Below are 17,745 nucleotides of genomic sequence, written 5' to 3' on the forward strand. Positions count from 1 at the left end.
TGCCTGATGCGACGCTGACGCGTCTTATCAGGCCTACAAGATCCGAGCACAGAACCGTAGGCCGGATAAGGCGTTCACGCCGCATCCGGCATTCAGTGCCTGATGCTACGCTAACGCGTCTTATCAGACCTACAAGATCCAAGCCCAGCCCCCCAGGACGGATAAGGCGTTTTACGCCGCATCCGGCAACCGTTGCCGGAACCGAAAACAACCATTCACCCCGCCCGTAAAAGCATTTTCATTTTTTCGCTGCGACAAAACTGACGCTTCACTTCCACCACCAGCGGATGGCGCGACAGCACAATCATCACCACAAACGCCAGCACGCCCGTGGCTATTTGCACCGCCAGCAGCATCCCCAGCGCCAGTTGCCCTTTCAGCACAATGCCCAGCGCATAACTGACCACCAGCGTCGGCAGCGAGAGATAAAACGGCAGCCACAAACTCAGGATGTACTGGCGATAACTGGAACCGAGCACCGGTTTAATCATCACGAAATAGCTCAGAATGGTGTTGATAATCTGCACCAGCAGGAAGCCAAGCGTGACGCCGATTGCGCCCGCCATCTGCCCACCAATGATGATTGCCGGAATAAACAGAAAGGTTTTGAATACGTTGAATTTAAAGCTGATATCGACCCGCGCTTTCGCCATCAGCAGCGAACCAATCGGGTTACCCACGGAGCGCAGTAGCCCCACAATACACAGCAATTGCAGCACCGGAATAATGCTGCTCCACTTTTCGCCAAATACCAGCGGTACAAAGTTATTCGACACCACCATTAGCCCCAGCAGCGCCGGAAAGTTGATAATCCCCACCACCGACAGCAGCTTGTAGAAGTTGACGCGCAGCTTTTCTGTATCGTCCTGAATTTTGGCGAACGCCGGAAACAACACGCGGGTGATGATCGGGTTCAGCTTCATCGGTGGCACAACGGCCACGTTGTACGCCAGGTTGTATCCCCCAGCCACGCCCGCGCCGAGAATACGCGCCAGCACCAGCGTTGAAAGGTTGGTGTTGAGATAGTTGATGATGCTGTCCGCCGTCAGCCAGGCACCAAAGCGTAAGTTCGGTGCCACCGACGCCAGCGAGAAATGCAGACCGGGGCGATAAATTTTGCGGCCAAAGTAGCCAAACAGCAGCGTTCTCACCGCACTATTGACCAGATAACCGAGAATCGCGGTCATCGCCAGCGGCCAGAAATGGGCGCTAACCACCGTAAAAGTAAAGCCCGCCAGCACCGCGCTGGTTTCGATCATGCCGATTTTGTTGAACTCCAGCTCCTTTTGCATCAACGCGCGGAACTGTTGCCCGTGGGGGATCACCACAAACGCCAGCGACAATGTTTTAATCAACGGTGCCAGGTCCGGGTTATTCAGCAAGTCGCCGATGAGATCACTCAACAAAAACACCGCCACGCACACCACGATCCCCAGCCCGACGTTCAGCCAGTACAGCGTGGTGAGTTCAAGGTGGCTGATTTCTTTTCGCTGAATAATGGAGTTAGCGATACCGAAGTCAGAAAGCGTATCTGCCAGCGCGATGATCACCAGCGACACGGTAAGCAAACCGAACTGGTGGTTATCTATAATCCGCGCCAGCACAGTCATTTGCACCAGACCGAGGCCGATGATGATCACCGTGGCAATCGCCGACCACTTCGCGCCGCTGATGGTTTTTTCACGTAAGCTCATATCAATATGCCGCTTTGTTAACGAAGCCCTTGAATACCGTCAGGAAAACGATTTTGATATCGAACCAGACGCTCCATTCGCGGATGTACTCAAGGTCGAACTCGACGCGTTTTTCCATTTTCTCCAGCGTGTCGGTTTCGCCGCGCCAGCCGTTAATCTGCGCCCAGCCGGTAATGCCCGGTTTCACTTTATGGCGCAGCATGTAGCCTTCAATGAGCTGGCGATACTGTTCGTTATGCGCCACCGCGTGCGGACGCGGACCGACAATCGACATCCCGCCAGTCAGCACATTGATAAACTGCGGCAATTCGTCCAGCGAGGTGCGGCGCAGAAAGTTCCCCACTTTGGTGACGCGCGGATCGTTCTGCGTCGCCTGGGTCACCACTTTGTCGTTCTCCATCACTTTCATGGAACGGAACTTCCACACTTTGATCGGCTTGCCATCCATGCCGTAGCGAGTCTGGCGGAAAATAACCGGCCCCGGTGAGCTCAGTTTCACCGCCAGCGCAATGCAGCACAGCACCGGGGAGATCAGCAGCAGGATAAGCGTCGCCAGCACAATATCTTCCGCACGTTTTATCAGGCGGTTAACCCCGGAAAGCGGCGTGTCATACAGCGGCACCACCGGTACGCCGTTCATCTCTTCGATACGGGAATGGAGAATGTTGAAGGTAAAGACATCGGGGATCAGCAGCACCGAACAGGTGGTGTCCGCCAGTTGATGGACCAGTTTTTTCACTCGCGCGCCGTCGCACATCTGCATCGCGATATAGACGTTATGAATCTTGCCCGCTTTCGCATCCTCGACCAGCTGTTGCAGATTACCCGCCCAGTCGTTAGAAACGCCACCCGGTTTCGGGTCGTGGTAAACGCCCACCACTTCAAACCCTAACCACGGCTGATTACGGAAGCTCTCCATCAGCATTTGTCCGGCGGCTAAATCCCCCGCCACCGCGACCATGCGCTTGTTATAGCCATGATTACGCAGCCAGCCCGCCCCAATACGAATACATGAACGGCAAACCACCAGTCCGATGCTGGTCAGCCCATACCACGCCAGCCAGATTTTCAATTGCGTGTCGAAATCATTGTTGAACGCCACCAGTCCGGCGCTGAAAATCACGCTTAACGTCCAGTTTTGTAGCAACAGGGCAAATTCTGTCGCTGCCCGAACACCGCGCCATGAGCGATAAAAATCGGTGATGCCGCCCAGCATCTGGAACACCACCAGCGTAATCAGCGCCACCAACAGGTGCATGTAGAGGAATGACAGTCCGCTCACTTCGCAAACCAGCCATAGCCCGGCAAACATGATGGTGATATCTGAAAAGCGTTGCACCATAGAGATTAACGATGCATTGGTTTTCGCTCGCTCGCGCTTTTTTAGATTTGTCATCGTTGTTCCTGTTTTTAGCCCCTTACCCGCAGTGGGGGTAAGGGAAGATCCGACATTACTCGTTCAGCAACGTCAGCAGAGTTCGCGTTCGCGCTTCCATCAGCGGCACATCACCGCGTGATTCCACATTCAACCGCACCACCGGTTCGGTGTTGGAGGAGCGCAGATTAAAGCGCCAGTCGGCAAAGGTCATGCTGATGCCATCGGTACGATCCACCGCCAGTGCCTCACGGCTAAAATGCTGTTCCACGCGGTTAATCGCCTCAACGGGTTGCGCCAGTTTGCTGTTGATCTCACCGCTTGCCGGGAATGCCGCCATCCGGTCGCGCACCAGTTCGCCCAGCGTTTTTCCTTTCAGACACACCAGTTCGGCGACCAGCAGCCACGGGATCATGCCGCTGTCGCAGTAAGCGAAATCACGGAAGTAATGGTGGGCGCTCATTTCGCCACCGTAGATGGCGTCTTCCTTGCGCATACGTTCTTTAATAAAGGCGTGTCCGGTTTTCGACATTACCGGGGTGCCGCCTGCGGCAGTCACCACATCAACGGTGTTCCAGGAGAGACGTGGATCGTGGATGATCTTCGCGCCGGGATTTTTTTCGAGGAACGCTTCTGCCAGCAAACCGACAATGTAGTAACCCTCGATAAACTGCCCTTTTTCGTCAAACAGGAAACAGCGGTCAAAATCGCCATCAAAAGCAATGCCCATATCCGCGCCGTGTTTAATGACCGCATTGCGGGTGTCGTCGCGACATTCCGGCAGTAGCGGGTTAGGAATACCGTTGGGGAAATTGCCGTCCGGCGTGTTATGCACTTTGATTAACTCCACCGGTGCGCCGAGGGCTTTAAAGCGGGCTTCAATGGCGTCCACCACCGGACCCGCCGCGCCGTTCCCGGAGTTAATCACCAGCTTGAGCGGCGTGAGGTTTTTGACGTTGATATAACCGAACAGGTGATCAACGTAAGCGTCACGCAGATTGATTTGCTGATAGCGACCGCGTTTGGTTTCATCGACGGGAGGAAAGTCGTTGGCTTCTGCCAGACGCTGGACGTCGCGCAGTCCGGTATCGCCGCTGATCGGGCGAGCCCCTTCGCGCACCAGCTTCATGCCGTTGTAATCCATCGGGTTATGGCTGGCGGTAACTTCAATGCCGCCATCCACGCCGAGATGGAACGTGGCGAAATAGATTTCTTCGGTGCCGGACATGCCGATATCCAGCACGTCGACGCCCGCATCCTGTAAACCTTTCGCCAGCGCCAGTTTTAAGGTTTCGCTGGTGAGGCGGACATCACCGCCTAACACAATGGTTTTCGGTTTGAGAAATTCGCCATAGGCGCGACCAATGCGCCAGGCGATATCTTCATTCAGTTCTTCGCCTAATTTCCCGCGAATATCATAGGCTTTAAAGCAGGTTAATTTTTTCATATCGTTACCCTTTTTCAGGCAATAGTTGGCCCTGACCGAAACGGCCAATTTTGTTTTTGTCGTTATTTACATCGCGGTTTCGCATTCATTGCCTGATGCGACGTTTACACCCGTCCGTAGCGATCCGCGAAGCGCACCACATCATCCTCTTCGAGATAAGAGCCGGAGCGCACTTCAATTAAATCGAGCGGAATTTTCCCCGGGTTTTCCAGGCAATGCGTCGCCCCCAGCGGAATATAAATGGACTCGTTTTCACCAAGCAGTTTGATATCACCGTCGATAGTGACTTTTGCCGTTCCCGCGACAACCACCCAGTGTTCCGCGCGGTGATGATGCATCTGTACCGACAACCCTTCGCCCGGTTTCACGGTGATGCGTTTCACCTGGTAGCGGTCGCCCGCGTCGATAGAGTCATATTTGCCCCACGGACGATACACTTCGCGATGCACCCGATGCTCATGGCGACCATCAGCTTTGATCTGCTCGACCACTTTTTTCACATCCTGCACCGCGTTACGGTCAGCAATCAGCACTGCATCTTTGGTCTGCACTACCACCAAATCTTTCACCCCGACGGTGGTGACCAGGCCAGATTCGGCATACACATAGCTGTTTTCAGTTTTGTGATTAATCACATCGCCATGGCAAACGTTGCCCTCGGCGGTGTGGGCACTGATCTCCCATAAAGAGGACCAGGAACCGACATCACTCCAGCCCGCATCCATCGGCACCACAACGGCATCTGCCGTGCGTTCCATGACCGCGTAATCTACCGACTCTTCCGGACAGGCGAGAAACGCCTCTTCATCCACACGAATAAAATCGAGATCCGGATCGACGGCGCTCATCGCTTTTTCACAGGCATCGAGAATATCCGGACGATACTTTTTCAGTTCTTCGAGATAACGTCCGGCACGGAACAGGAACATACCGCTGTTCCAGTAATATTCGCCACTTGCCACATAGGCCTGCGCGGTTTCCAGATTCGGTTTTTCGACAAACTGCGCCACTTCAAAGGCCACCGTATCCTGCTCACCCGCCGACACTTCACCGCGACGAATATAGCCATATCCGGTTTCAGGTAGATCCGGCACAATGCCGAAGGTCACCAGCTTGCCCGCTTCGGCATACGGCATGGCATTACGCACGGCGGCACGGAACGCGTCTTCATCGGCAATCACATGATCCGCCGCCAGCACCAGCATTAATGGGTCGTTCTCCGGGCTATGACGTTTTGCCGCCAGCGCCGCCAGCGCAATGGCAGGTGCGGTGTTACGCCCCGCCGGTTCGAGAATAATGTTCTCGGTGAGTTTATTTAGTTGACGCAGCTGTTCCGCGACAATAAAGCGGTGCTGCTCATTGCAAATCACCACCGGGCTTTCGCACTCCACGCCGTTCAGGCGGCAGATGGTGGTTTGCAGCATGGTGAGATCGCCTTTCAGGCATAAAAACTGCTTGGGGTAAAGTACGCGGGAAAGCGGCCATAAGCGGCTACCGGAGCCACCTGCCATCACAACTGGATAGAGTTTCGACTGCGCCATAATTATCCCCGAATATCATTTATAAATTGACGTAACACGTTCTCTTTATCGAGCGTGCGTTCGGCATATTCACGTGCCACCGTGTTGTGTTTGGGCAGCAGGAGCGCCTGACGAATCCCCGCCACCAGCGCCTCGACCGATTCCGGTTCCACGCAAACCGCAATGCCCGGAAAGGTTTCGCAAAGCTGCCCCAGTTCGGTGTGGGCTTCTGCGGTAATCACCGCGTTACCGCCTACCGCCAGAATATTGGTCAGTTTCGACGGCAATACGGCATCTGCCGCGCCGCGTTTTTGCACCACCAGATGGCAATCCCCCATCTTCAGCAGTGCGGGTAAAGCGTCATACGATTGCAGCGGAAAAAATTGCATGTTGCGCAGTCCACGCTGCTGCGCCATTTTTTCCAGCCGCGCTTTGCCGCCGCCCTGCCCGACAATGGCAAAAATAAGCGGTTCATCGCGCAGGCGATCGGCAGCTTCAATAACGTTTTCCAGCCCCTGCTTTTCACCAATATTGCCGGAGTAAAGAATGATTTTTTTGTTATCCGGCAGGCCAAGCTGGTTACGAAGGGCATCAACATCGGCGTCTGCGACATGCTGAAAACGGGCGATTTCCGACCAGTTTGGGAAGAAAATGACGTTTTCCGCCGCCACGCCTTTTTCGATGGCTTTATTCATCATCGAACGCGAAATCGTGGAGACGTTATCGACGTTATGCAGTCCGCTACGTTCGAACGCCGTCGCCAGCTGTGCCACTTTGCCGCCTTTGCCTTTTCCGGCAAGGCCCAGCCCCAGCATGGCGTCCACTTCGTAATCCTGAATATGCAGCACGGTACGCGCACCAGAGAGTTTCGCCAGCAGGCGCATTCCCGGCGTGCAAAACAGCGTTGGCACTACGCCGATAATGCGATCCGGCTTCCAGCGACGTTGCGCCATCAGTGGAAAGAAACTGCTGACGGCAAAACTGCCGAGATGCAACAGGCGTTTCAGAGTGCTCGGCTGTTTTGGCACGTACAGCGGGCAGCGCCACACCATGGCGGCCCCCTCTTCCCGTTTGTACCGCCAGGCGGAATAGTTCTCGCCCACCTGCCACTGCGGGTAGTAAGGCGGCGCGGTAATGACCCGCACCTCATGACCTTGTGCCGCCAGCCATTCCACCATCTCGCCGGTGTATTTGCCGATGCCGGTTAACTCCGGCGAGTAGTTAATGCCGTAGACCAGTATTTTCATAATCCGGGTACTCCGGCACGCTTCTCAGCGAGAAAATAGGCGCGGCTGTTAGCGTGAACATTGTCACTGGCGAGCAACGCGTCCGGCGTCAGCCAGCGGTAATCGTCATGCTGCTCATCCGGCAGTAACAGCTCTTCCTCCGCTACTCTGAAGCGAAAACCGAGCACCACATAGTGAGTGGTAAAATCCGAGCCGGAGAAGTTATCGTCATAAAAGTGCTGCCAGACACCGTAAAACTGGCCTGCTGTTATCGGCAGACGCAACCCCAGTTCCGCCATCGTCAGCCGCTCAAATGCGGCTTCCAGCGTTTCGTCTTTCTGCACGCGCCCTCCCGGCACAAACCAGTAACCCTGCGCCGGGCGGTTGGTTCTTTTGCCAAGCAGAAACTCGCCGCGACTGTTCTCGACAATAAAGTCGAGAGAGACAAGCGGAGTGGAGCGCACTACCGTGGCAAAGTCTTCCTGACGTAAAAACATCATTACCCCCGAAAGCGGTCTTGATTCTCAAGGAACCACTGGTAAGTGCTGGCAAGCCCCGCTTCCAGTGAGATTTCGTGATACCAGCCAAGCTGATGCAGCCGCGTCACATCCAGCAGTTTGCGCGGCGTGCCATCCGGTTTGCTGGCATCAAAAACCACCCGACCTTTGTAACCCACCACTTTGGCGATGGTTTGCGCCAGCTCACGGATAGTGCAGTCAACGCCCGTGCCGACGTTAATGTGCGACAGCATCGGCTGGGTGTTCTCCTGCCAGACTTCGTGTGCCAGCTCCATGACATGAATGCTCGCCGCTGCCATATCATCAACGTGTAGAAATTCGCGCATCGGCGTACCGCTGCCCCACACCACCACGTCCGGCGCATTCTGTGCCGTCGCCTCATGGAAGCGACGCAGCAATGCTGGGATCACATGCGAATTACTCGGGTGGAAGTTGTCGTGTGGCCCGTACAGGTTGGTTGGCATGACTGAGCGGTAATCCCGTCCGTACTGGCGATTGTAAGATTCACACAGTTTGATCCCGGCGATTTTGGCAATGGCGTAAGGCTCGTTGGTCGGCTCCAGCGTGCCCTGCAACAACTCGCTTTCTGCCATCGGCTGTTTTGCCAGTTTCGGGTAGATGCAGGACGATCCGAGAAACAGCAGTTTGTTCACGTCGTTCTGATGCGCGGCGTGAATGATGTTGCTCTCAATCATCATGTTCTGGTAGATGAAATCTGCCGGATACGTGTTGTTGGCAACAATACCACCCACTTTCGCCGCCGCCAGATAGACCTGGTCAATGCTTTCGCTGGCAAAGAAATCATGCACCGCGCGGCTGTCCAGCAGGTTCAGTTCATCGCGGGTGCGTAATACCAGCTCCACATCACCGCGCTGTTCGAGCTGCCGCCTGATGGCGGAACCGACCATCCCGCGATGGCCAGCAATAAAAATGCGTTGTTTACTCATGCTTATGACTCCAGCGCGATCGCCACGTCGTAGCCGTGAGATTTCAGCAGAGAGTGTTTTTTCGCCGCTTCAAGGTCATTAGCCACCATTTCAGACACCATCTCTCTGAGGGTGATTTCCGGTTTCCAGCCCAGTTTTTCGTGCGCTTTGGTCGGGTCACCGAGCAGCGTTTCAACTTCTGCCGGACGGAAGTAGCGCGGGTCAACGGCGATAATCACATCACCCGGTTTAACGCCCGGCGCGTCATGCCCGGTGACGGAAACCACAATGCCCTTCTCTTCAACACCCGTGCCTTCAAAGCGCAGTTTGATGCCCAGTTGTGCCGCCGCCATTTCCACGAACTGACGCACGGAGTACTGAACGCCGGTGGCAATAACGAAATCTTCCGGTTGTTCCTGTTGCAGCATCATCCACTGCATTTTTACGTAGTCTTTGGCGTGGCCCCAGTCACGCAGGGAATCCATATTGCCGAGATACAGGCACGACTCCAGCCCCTGGGCGATGTTGGCGATTGCGCGGGTGATTTTGCGGGTAACGAAAGTCTCGCCACGGCGCGGGGATTCATGGTTGAAGAGAATACCGTTACAGGCGTACATGCCGTAGGATTCGCGGTAGTTAACGGTGATCCAGTAGGCGTACAGTTTGGCAACCGCATACGGAGATCGCGGGTAGAACGGCGTGGTCTCTTTCTGCGGAATTTCCTGCACCAGACCGTACAGTTCAGAAGTAGAAGCCTGATAGAAACGGGTTTTCTTTTCCAGACCGAGGAAGCGGATCGCCTCGAGCAGGCGCAGCGTACCCATCGCATCGACGTCTGCGGTATATTCCGGTGACTCAAAAGAAACCGCAACGTGGCTCATTGCCCCCAGGTTGTACACTTCATCCGGCTGCACTTCACGCAAAATGCGCGTCAGGTTGGAGGTATCACTCAGGTCGCCATAATGCAGATGGAATTTCGGGTTGCAGGTGTGCGGATCCTGATAAATGTGATCCACGCGCTCGGTGTTGAATGACGATGCACGACGCTTAATACCATGCACCTCGTAACCTTTTTCCAGCAGAAACTCTGCCAGGTAAGAACCGTCTTGTCCGGTTACACCGGTGATGAGAGCGACTTTTGACATGTCTTATTCCTCTGTATTTTTTGAATTTATTCAGTTTCAACGCGTTTGCGTATCACCACTGCGGGGTGCCCCCGACAAACCACATTTGCCGGAAGCGATTTAAAAACACTGCTTCGCGCACCCACGACGGTGCCGTCGCCGATCGTGACGCCAGGGGCAACAAAGACATCGGTTGCCAGCCAGCATTTCTCGCCAATCACAATAGGCGTGGCGTTAATGGTGAAATGTTGACTTGCATGGTCGTGGCTACCAGTGCATAAATAACTTTTTTGCGATATCACCGAATGTGCGCCAATGGTTATTTCACCGAGGGTATATAAATTGACCTCATCGCCGACCCACGCGTAATCACCTAACGTTAATTTCCACGGATAGGTAATTTTTACTGACGGACGAATGACTACGTTTTTTCCTATTTTTGCGCCGAATAAACGTAATAAAAATGCCCGCCAGCGATACAATACTTGTGGCGACCAGGCAAATATTGTTGCCTGTACTGCCCACCACAATTGCACTTTAATAGCGTTGCCACCCCGGAACCCTTTCGGCACCGAGAATCCACTTAAATCCTGCATCGTTTTCCCTTATATTCAGCTTTTGTTATATAAGGCTTTCGTCTTTGAGGTCGTACGTTGGCGTAAATGCCAGGATAATTCAGCCCAAAAGCCAGGCACGTGCAATATTTGCCGTTGGACTTTTTTGGCGTCAGCACACAATTCCATATTATTGGTGGTAGATACCCCACCCATAGAAAATTCAGACACCAGGCCATTGAGTTTTTTAAATGCATAACCGGCTTTATACATTTTGGCCGCCAGCGCGTAATCGGAAGAAACTTTATACTCCAGGTCATAACGCCATTTCTTCAAGCCGGACACCGGGAAAAATATCGCCTGATGACTGGCGGGCAGGCTGTGGTAAATATACCAACCCGGTTTGGCGCTACGTTTAATTTTATGCCCGTCGCCAAAATCCAGCAGCGCATCGCCGGTGATCATCACGTTATCTTTTTGCACTTTTAACTTACGGACAAAATATGCGGCATCCTGATGAAAAATATCGCCCGAGTTGAGAAACAACGCGAACTTGCCTTGCGCCATTTCAATACCTTTGTTCATGGCGTCGTAGATACCGTTATCTGGTTCGCTGACAAAGTGTAAGTTATAGATACCATTGAGATTTTCCAGATACTCACGGGTGCCGTCGTTGGAACCGCCATCAACAACAATCCATTCGAAGCTGATATCGTCCGCCTGCGCCAGATGCGCCAGCGAGGCGTGTGTTTTGACTATTCCTTCGAGGTTACGAAACGCGACAGTGATTATGCTAAGCAACATGTTTTACCTCGTAATACCCGTCATACTTCAAGCTGCATGTGCGTTGGTTTTCCTCGCTCACCCACTTCCTGCAACTCGAATTATTTAGGGTGTATATTTAACGCTTTTCGCAAAATAAACGGGCAGACGATTAAAAACGCATATTCTGGGCTAAATATCGAACCGGTAAAAAACAGCGATACCGGAGTAAAAAGATATAATTGCACGCGAAAATTGCGGTTATCACCAAAAGCGTTGATCATCATTTTTATCACTTTTCCCATGTACCACAGCGATAAAAACACTGCGAACCAGGAAAAATAAATAATCAGCAGATACAAACCATTGTCTATGGTTTTTCCGACATCCGCACCGTTAAATATTCCGAATGATGCGACATATTCATAAAGTGAGCCAAATCTGACTACACCGTCAATATGGGTTAAAGAATAACCGACCATCACCAGCGGACCGACAATACGATAATACGATGACGATCCTTCTGTACCTAAATCGCCCAGACGGGTGGAAATATAAGGGAACGCGATTACCACACCAACCAGGAATACAGCCAGAGAAATCAATGCTAACGGTAACTTTTTCTTAATCGCCTCTTTATTCAGATATTGAAATGCCCACTCCAGCAAATAAAAAAGGATAAAGGTCATAACCCCTGAAAATGAACCGGATAATATTATCCCTGCGAGAATCATAGCATCTGTTTTAGGCGTTTTGATACCAAACTGTTTGATGCTGAGCCAAATTGAGATTAATGCCAGAGCGAAAAATGCCGGTTCGAAATAAAGTGCTGTCGTGCGCTTGCCGCCGAATTTAATGAAATTCAGCACATAGCTGTTGCTGTAAATCAGATATTTCGAAATCGACTCCATAATACTGCTACCGCCGGTGAGGATAATTTGCGCCATCTCCACCGCCGCCAGCACCACCACCAGCCCGACCACCAGATAAAAGAAACGTAATATCTTGCGATAGTTGTGTGGCGAAATCGTTTTAAAGCGAATACTCCACACCATGCCAATAATGATCACAATATAGACAAACAGCATGGTTGAAGTGACGTATTTACTGGCATCCAGCGACTGACCAAACAGGTAGTTAAACGCCGTAAGTCCCGCGCCAATCCCCAAGGCAATCATCAATTTTTTAACGCTGATGCGCTCTAAAAACAGCAGTAACAGGACAGGTAAAAAAGTGACGATGGTGATGGGGAAACTTTCGCCAAGCTGGGCGATTTTGACGTTAACCAGCAGGTAGATCAGCGGCAGCAGCAGGTAGCTACAGATTCTGATAGAAGTTGACATACTCCTCCAGCATCTGTTGTCCACTGTAGGCGGCGCGGCTGCGCTGGCTGAATTCAGCCAGCGTGGTACCAAATATCGCCTGTGCGATTTCCGGTTTGCTTAACTGCACCAGTTGCAGCACATCTTCTTCGCTGACGGTTTTACCACCGGATTTTTGCAGCACTTCCCGCGCCGCATCGCTATGGGTGGCGATCACCGGCACGCCAATCGATAACGCCTCACACAAAATCAGCGGGTAGTTATCGACGCGAGAACTGAACACCAGCGCATCCATCTGATTGAGCACGCTCATTAACTTGCGCTTGTCAGTTTCAAAGCCGTGATTGACAACGTTACCAGCGGTGAACGGCGAGAACTTACCAAAGGTATGCAGTTCGATTTTGTCACCCAGCGCCATCATCTCGCGTACCAGTTGCTGGTTAGTTTTGCCGTCGTAACGCAGGTCATGCGCCACCACCGCGATTTTCGGCTTGCCCTGGGTTTCGCGTACCGGAGGCAAGTCCGCCAGAATCGCTTCGGTTGCCATATCAATGCCATTATTGATAATCCGGCAACGCCCTGGACCGTACAGACTATTGAAAGCATCAGCCACATGCTGGCTGGGGGAAATAAACTGACAGCCCAGTGCCAGCATCTCGCGGAATAACTGGCGTTTACCCGCCACCAGCTGGTGCGCGCGATCAATCTTCACCGGTGGATAGTTATTTAAGGTCGGGCATTTCTGGCAGCCCGTTTTCCAGCCTTCGCAACCGTCGGTAAAGGCGCAGCGTCCGGTAACGCTCCAGTGGTCGTGTAGCGTCCAGACCAGAGTGACATCCGGTTTATGGTTTTTCACTTTTTCGCAAAAGCGCACCACGCTCTTAAGATTCAACCAGTAGCTGTGCAGCACATGAAAATGCAGAACCACCGGGCCCGGTGTGCGAGTAATGGTGCGATATAACTCATTGAAATTGCCGAACAGATCGCGATTAAGCAGACGAAACAACGCAATGTTCGCCATCGCGGTCATCCGTGGCGTATGTTTGATGACCTGCGGATAGTTCTGATGGCTGACGCTCTCTTTGCCGCCTTTGCCGTAGCCGTAGACAAAATGTGACGCCAGCCCCTGTTGCAGCGCGCGCTGGTGGAGATCTAATGCCACACCTGCTGCCCCGCCTTCCGCCAGTCGCACATTAAATTGCAGAATATTCATTTAATTACCTTCACTCGCGCTTTTTCTCCCACCACCAGCGCGTTGTCCGGGACAGAGTCGAGCACCACGCTGCCCGCGCCCACGGTGACGTTGTTACCAATCGTGATATCACCAAGAATAATGACGTTGGCACCGAGTTCGACGCCGTTGCCAATGTGTGGACATGCCATGTTATCGGCGCCACGATTGCCGATAGTGACGCCGTGACGAATGGTGAAATCATCCCCCGCGACCACGTTTTTATTGATCACTACGGCGTAACCGTGATGGATAGTAAAGCGTCGGCCTATGGTCGCGGCGGCCTGGATTTCATAACCGAAAAAGCATTCGGTGATAATGCGATACAGCACCAGCAGCGGGGCCGCCCAAAGATTGTTGAGGACGTTCTTTTTGCGCCACACCGAACAAAAATGAGCGGCACGATAGGCAAGAACCATGCAGCACGGGCGTAAACTCCAGCTGTTGGCGCGCAGATCTTCCAGCATCTTTAGCGCCCCCGAATACCATCAGCCAGACGTTTGCCGTTACGCACCGACAGCAGCGTCAGCAAAGTGCGCCAGGTCATGCGTTTATTGCGGATCTGGTAGAGGGTAAACAGCTGATATTTTTTGCTGGCGCGGTCGAATTTGTCTTTGTGCTTGCGGTAAAAGTGGAAGTATCCGGAGAATTTTTTCGGTGACGAGGTGATCTGCATTTCGCCGTGATTGATATGCAGGATCTGCGTCGCCTCTTCCACTTTCCACGGTTCGCCGTACTCCACCACCATCCGCAGGAAGATGTCGTAATCCTGTGCCGCTTTCAGTTCGGTATCGAACAAGCACTCTTTGAAACGCCACGCCCAGGTAAAGACCTGATTGCCAATGATATTGCGTTTGTAAAACAGGCGGCGTGAATACGGCGATTTGGGATACAGCGGCAAGCTTGCCGGTTGGGAATAAACTTCGCCCTGGCAAACGTAGTCGTTAGCGTACAAAAAGGCGTGTGTGACCAGTTGCTGTTTATGGGCGAGGAAGACGCTCAGGCGGTTGGGTGTCCATTCATCATCGTCATCGATCCCGGTGATGTATTCCCCTTGCGCCAGCATAATCGCCTGGTTACGTACCGCGCACGCCCCGCTGTTAATGTCGTTGTGAATGTAAGTGATACGCGGATCGTTGAGGGCGGTGACGTACTGTTGTAGTTGTTCCCAGGAGGTGGAGCAATCATCCACGATGATCATCTCCCAGTTGTTGTAGTCCTGGCGCAGGACCGATTTTATCGCCCGAATCGCCAGTTGTTGGCGGTTCCAGGTCGGCATATAGATTGAAATCAGCGGATTGTCTTTCATAGGTTGTTCTCCCGGAGTATCGAGATGTTCTGCCGGTTTATAAGCTGGTTTACAGGTTCTGTTGCCGGATGCGGCGTGAACGTAGGTCGGATAAGATGCGTCAGCATCGCATCCGACAGCGGATCTCGTTATTTCGCATCCGACTTATATTCGTATTCGTAATAGCCATAATCCTGATACGCGCTGGCGCGGCGGAAGATGGAGTTCAGAATCACCCCTTTCACCGGAATACCGTTTTGCTCAAAGCGGCTCAGACTGGTTTCCACTTCTTTCAATGTGTTGACCGCATAACGCGCCACCATCAACGTGGTTCCGACATGACGACCAACAATTGCCGCATCGGTCACTGCCAGAATCGGCGGCGTATCAATCAACACCAGGTCGTAGTTTTTACTCGCCCACTTCACCAGTTCGGCAAAGCGTTCGCTCATTAACAGTTCAGAAGGATTTGGCGGTACCTGACCGCGCGGGATCAGGTCAAATTTGGCAATAGAGGTCGGTTTAGCAGCGGTAGTAATATCGCCCTGTCCAATCAGAATTTCCGACAGGCCATTAACGTTATTAGTGCCCAACAGCTCGTGGGTGTAGCCTTTGCGCATATCGCAGTCGATCAACAACACCCGTTTATTGGTCTGGCTAATCACCGCCGCCAGGTTGGCGCAGACAAAGGTTTTACCGATTGACGGGCTAACCCCGGTCATCATCAACACATTGTTCTGTGCCTGCATCATCGCGAAGTGCAGACTGGTACGCAGACTACGGATGGCTTCAATCGCCAGATCGGTTGGATTCCCCACCGCCAGTAGCTGGCTCTGTTTATAGCGTTTAATCCCTTTGATGGTTTTGACGCTATCGCGCGCTTTCTGCCACTCCGACAGCGGGATGCTGGCATAAACGCTGATACCGTGTTCTTCCAGCACCTGCGGGCTTTCGATACCGCGATTAAACAACGAGCGCAGCAGCACACCCACGATAGAGAGCATCAGGCCAAGGATAATCGCCCCAAGGATAATCAGCACTTTCTTCGGTTTCAGTACACCTGGCTGGGTGATTGCCGGGTCGACAATGCGCACATCGCCGACGGTGCTGGCTTCGGTGATTTTCAGCTCCTGCTCTTTATTCAGCAGTTGCATATAGACCTGCTGACCAGACTCGACATCGCGGGTCAGACGCACAATTTCCTGCTGGGTTTTCGGCATCGCCGTTACGCGACCATTAAGTTTGGCTTTTTCGTCTTCCAGCGCCTGCCGTTTCTCCAGCAGCGTGCGGTACGCCGGGTGAACTTTGGTGTACAGCTTGGAGATTTCCGCCTCTTTAAAGGTCAGTTCGTTCAACTGCGCGTCGATGTTCACCATCGAATCGAGCACCGCTTTCGCTTCCAGCGGCAGATCAACTGAATCTTTATCCTGACGGAAGGCATTCAGTTTGTTTTCGGCAACATCAAGGCGGCTACGTACTTCCGGTAACTGTTGCGCGAGGAAAGCGAGGCTTTTCGACGCTTCCGCCGATTTGCGCTCAATATTTTGTTCCTGATAGTTACGGGCGATGCTGTTAAGAATGTCGCGGATCTGTTCGCGATCTTCACCGGTGTAAGTCAGGCTCAGAACACCTGCGTCTTTGCCGTTCTCCGTTACCGTCAGGCTGTTTTGCAGTTGGTTGATCATCCCCAGCGTGGAGTATTTGGTGACGGTAAACTCACTGCCCGGGCTGGCGTGAATGGCTTCAACCATCAGCGTGACGCCTTCTTTTTTCAGCATCTGGCCCGCTTGCCCACGGGCGCTAAAGCCGCCATCGCTGCTCAGGGTGTAGTTTTTGTTGTCCAGCACATTAAGCGTAAACACCTGATCCGCCATCTCCTTCGGTCGGTTAAAGGTGGTCACTTTCACCGTCTCGTTCTGGCGTCCCGTCAGGCGCTCCCAGCCCGCACCGAAAATCGGGAACGTGTTTTTGCTCACCGCAATATCAAGGTCGAGATCGTCCACCGTTTTACCAAGCACCAGACGCGAACGAATCAACTGGATCTCGGCGTCCGATGCAGGCGGTTTGTTGGCTAATGCCGATCCGATATCCTGCACTAACGAATTGCCGCTGCTTTGTTCGATTTGTACCAGTGCGTCGGCGCTGTATATCGGCGTAGCGAAGAAGGTGTAAACCACGGCACAGAGGGCGAATACGGCGGTAATGCCAATCACCCACCAGCGTGCTTCAATGATGGTGCCAACCAGGCGACCAATATCGATTTCATCACTGCCCGTTACCGGAGCGGCATGTTGTTTTACTTTTTCTGTCATTCTTATACCTGCTCTGCGTTCAATGCCTGCGCCCACTGGTGGGCAGACCGTTCAAGTAATGCGTACACCGCTGCAAACGTTTCCCGGCTTTTGCGATATGGATCGGGGATTTCACATTCGTTATCCCAGTGACCAAACAGCATCACTTTGCCGCGCATCTCGGGTGCCATCTCGCATAAGCGTTCGATATGGCGCTTTTCCATGGTCAGAATCAGGTCGTAGTTGCGACACAGGCGGCGGCTGATTTGCCGTGCACAGTGACCTTCCAGGGACAGTTGATGTTCTGCGGCGACGCTGATAGCGGTAGGATCAGCGCCCTTACCGACCAACGCGCCGAGTCCAGCGGACTCCACTTTTAGCTCCGGGTGATAACGTTGCAGTAAGCGTTCCGCCGTCGGGGAACGGCAAATATTGCCGACACAGACAACTAAGATGTTGTTAAACAT

The 17,745-nt window shown here is 53.0% G+C and carries 16 protein-coding genes; all 16 read right to left on the reverse strand.

What is annotated here, in order from left to right:
• Nucleotides 1–215 precede the first annotated feature (215 nt).
• The 16 genes from wzxC to wzb all read right to left on the reverse strand — a co-directional run bounded on the left by wzxC (nucleotide 216) and on the right by wzb (nucleotide 17,745).
• Entirely contained in the window at nucleotides 216–1,694 is a 1,479-nt protein-coding gene (wzxC, locus tag G434_RS18390) for a colanic acid undecaprenyl disphosphate flippase WzxC (RefSeq protein WP_000058422.1), read from the reverse strand.
• 1 nt (nucleotide 1,695) lies between these two features.
• Entirely contained in the window at nucleotides 1,696–3,090 is a 1,395-nt protein-coding gene (gene wcaJ / locus G434_RS18385) for an undecaprenyl-phosphate glucose phosphotransferase (protein WP_000183119.1), read from the reverse strand.
• A gap of 55 nt (nucleotides 3,091–3,145) precedes the next feature.
• The gene (cpsG, locus tag G434_RS18380; RefSeq protein ID WP_001296216.1) at nucleotides 3,146–4,516 is read right to left on the reverse strand and encodes a colanic acid biosynthesis phosphomannomutase CpsG; all 1,371 of its coding nucleotides are present in this window, start codon (nucleotides 4,514–4,516) and stop codon (nucleotides 3,146–3,148) included.
• Nucleotides 4,517–4,620: 104 nt separating this feature from the next.
• Nucleotides 4,621–6,057 (reverse strand): mannose-1-phosphate guanyltransferase, encoded by a 1,437-nt coding sequence (cpsB, locus tag G434_RS18375; RefSeq protein WP_000079263.1) that lies wholly within the window; start codon nucleotides 6,055–6,057, stop codon nucleotides 4,621–4,623.
• Between the two features lie 2 nt (nucleotides 6,058–6,059).
• Nucleotides 6,060–7,283, reverse strand: coding sequence for a colanic acid biosynthesis fucosyltransferase WcaI (wcaI, locus tag G434_RS18370; RefSeq protein ID WP_000699670.1), 1,224 nt, complete (start codon nucleotides 7,281–7,283; stop codon nucleotides 6,060–6,062).
• Nucleotides 7,280–7,759 (reverse strand): GDP-mannose mannosyl hydrolase, encoded by a 480-nt coding sequence (gmm, locus tag G434_RS18365; protein WP_000479831.1) that lies wholly within the window; start codon nucleotides 7,757–7,759, stop codon nucleotides 7,280–7,282. Before gmm ends, wcaI begins: the two co-directional genes overlap by 4 nt.
• 2 nt (nucleotides 7,760–7,761) lie before the next feature.
• The gene (gene fcl, locus G434_RS18360) at nucleotides 7,762–8,727 is read right to left on the reverse strand and encodes a GDP-L-fucose synthase (protein ID WP_000043618.1); all 966 of its coding nucleotides are present in this window, start codon (nucleotides 8,725–8,727) and stop codon (nucleotides 7,762–7,764) included.
• Between the two features lie 2 nt (nucleotides 8,728–8,729).
• Nucleotides 8,730–9,851 (reverse strand): GDP-mannose 4,6-dehydratase, encoded by a 1,122-nt coding sequence (gene gmd / locus G434_RS18355; RefSeq protein WP_000048190.1) that lies wholly within the window; start codon nucleotides 9,849–9,851, stop codon nucleotides 8,730–8,732.
• Between the two features lie 26 nt (nucleotides 9,852–9,877).
• Nucleotides 9,878–10,426: a colanic acid biosynthesis acetyltransferase WcaF gene (gene wcaF / locus G434_RS18350; protein ID WP_001153557.1), complete on the reverse strand. Its 549-nt coding sequence runs from the start codon at nucleotides 10,424–10,426 to the stop codon at nucleotides 9,878–9,880.
• Between the two features lie 15 nt (nucleotides 10,427–10,441).
• The gene (gene wcaE / locus G434_RS18345) at nucleotides 10,442–11,188 is read right to left on the reverse strand and encodes a colanic acid biosynthesis glycosyltransferase WcaE (RefSeq protein ID WP_000927030.1); all 747 of its coding nucleotides are present in this window, start codon (nucleotides 11,186–11,188) and stop codon (nucleotides 10,442–10,444) included.
• Nucleotides 11,189–11,268: 80 nt separating this feature from the next.
• Entirely contained in the window at nucleotides 11,269–12,489 is a 1,221-nt protein-coding gene (gene wcaD / locus G434_RS18340) for a colanic acid polymerase WcaD (RefSeq protein ID WP_001554204.1), read from the reverse strand.
• Nucleotides 12,464–13,681, reverse strand: a complete 1,218-nt coding sequence (gene wcaC / locus G434_RS18335; protein WP_001023935.1) for a colanic acid biosynthesis glycosyltransferase WcaC — start codon at nucleotides 13,679–13,681, stop codon at nucleotides 12,464–12,466. Before wcaC ends, wcaD begins: the two co-directional genes overlap by 26 nt.
• A complete protein-coding gene (gene wcaB, locus G434_RS18330) occupies nucleotides 13,678–14,166 on the reverse strand; it encodes a colanic acid biosynthesis acetyltransferase WcaB (protein ID WP_000888713.1) in 489 nt (162 codons plus the stop codon). The genes wcaC and wcaB overlap by 4 nt, the downstream gene beginning before the upstream one ends.
• Nucleotides 14,167–14,168: 2 nt before the next feature.
• On the reverse strand, nucleotides 14,169–15,008 hold the full coding sequence (gene wcaA / locus G434_RS18325; protein WP_000654487.1) for a colanic acid biosynthesis glycosyltransferase WcaA: 840 nt from the start codon (nucleotides 15,006–15,008) through the stop codon (nucleotides 14,169–14,171).
• A gap of 128 nt (nucleotides 15,009–15,136) precedes the next feature.
• The gene (wzc, locus tag G434_RS18320) at nucleotides 15,137–17,299 is read right to left on the reverse strand and encodes a tyrosine-protein kinase Wzc (RefSeq protein ID WP_000137092.1); all 2,163 of its coding nucleotides are present in this window, start codon (nucleotides 17,297–17,299) and stop codon (nucleotides 15,137–15,139) included.
• Between the two features lie 2 nt (nucleotides 17,300–17,301).
• Nucleotides 17,302–17,745 carry a low molecular weight protein-tyrosine-phosphatase Wzb gene (gene wzb, locus G434_RS18315; protein ID WP_000482899.1) on the reverse strand — a complete coding sequence of 148 codons (444 nt, stop codon included), beginning with the start codon at nucleotides 17,743–17,745 and terminating at the stop codon, nucleotides 17,302–17,304.

Origin of the sequence: Escherichia sp. KTE172, from assembly GCF_000408845.1 — a bacterium.
GTDB classification, from domain to species: Bacteria; Pseudomonadota; Gammaproteobacteria; order Enterobacterales; family Enterobacteriaceae; genus Escherichia; species Escherichia coli.

Bases quoted from the DNA above. Each gene is read 5' to 3' on its own strand.
- wcaB (WP_000888713.1), bottom strand. From the start codon at position 14,166: ATGCTGGAAGATCTGCGCGCCAACAGCTGGAGTTTACGCCCGTGCTGC.
- wcaJ (WP_000183119.1), bottom strand. From the start codon at position 3,090: ATGACAAATCTAAAAAAGCGCGAGCGAGCGAAAACCAATGCATCGTTA.
- gmm (WP_000479831.1), bottom strand. From the start codon at position 7,759: ATGTTTTTACGTCAGGAAGACTTTGCCACGGTAGTGCGCTCCACTCCG.
- wzxC (WP_000058422.1), bottom strand. From the start codon at position 1,694: ATGAGCTTACGTGAAAAAACCATCAGCGGCGCGAAGTGGTCGGCGATT.
- wcaF (WP_001153557.1), bottom strand. From the start codon at position 10,426: ATGCAGGATTTAAGTGGATTCTCGGTGCCGAAAGGGTTCCGGGGTGGC.
- wcaA (WP_000654487.1), bottom strand. From the start codon at position 15,008: ATGAAAGACAATCCGCTGATTTCAATCTATATGCCGACCTGGAACCGC.
- wcaE (WP_000927030.1), bottom strand. From the start codon at position 11,188: ATGTTGCTTAGCATAATCACTGTCGCGTTTCGTAACCTCGAAGGAATA.
- wcaD (WP_001554204.1), bottom strand. From the start codon at position 12,489: ATGTCAACTTCTATCAGAATCTGTAGCTACCTGCTGCTGCCGCTGATC.
- wzb (WP_000482899.1), bottom strand. From the start codon at position 17,745: ATGTTTAACAACATCTTAGTTGTCTGTGTCGGCAATATTTGCCGTTCC.
- cpsB (WP_000079263.1), bottom strand. From the start codon at position 6,057: ATGGCGCAGTCGAAACTCTATCCAGTTGTGATGGCAGGTGGCTCCGGT.
- fcl (WP_000043618.1), bottom strand. From the start codon at position 8,727: ATGAGTAAACAACGCATTTTTATTGCTGGCCATCGCGGGATGGTCGGT.
- gmd (WP_000048190.1), bottom strand. From the start codon at position 9,851: ATGTCAAAAGTCGCTCTCATCACCGGTGTAACCGGACAAGACGGTTCT.
- wzc (WP_000137092.1), bottom strand. From the start codon at position 17,299: ATGACAGAAAAAGTAAAACAACATGCCGCTCCGGTAACGGGCAGTGAT.
- cpsG (WP_001296216.1), bottom strand. From the start codon at position 4,516: ATGAAAAAATTAACCTGCTTTAAAGCCTATGATATTCGCGGGAAATTA.
- wcaC (WP_001023935.1), bottom strand. From the start codon at position 13,681: ATGAATATTCTGCAATTTAATGTGCGACTGGCGGAAGGCGGGGCAGCA.
- wcaI (WP_000699670.1), bottom strand. From the start codon at position 7,283: ATGAAAATACTGGTCTACGGCATTAACTACTCGCCGGAGTTAACCGGC.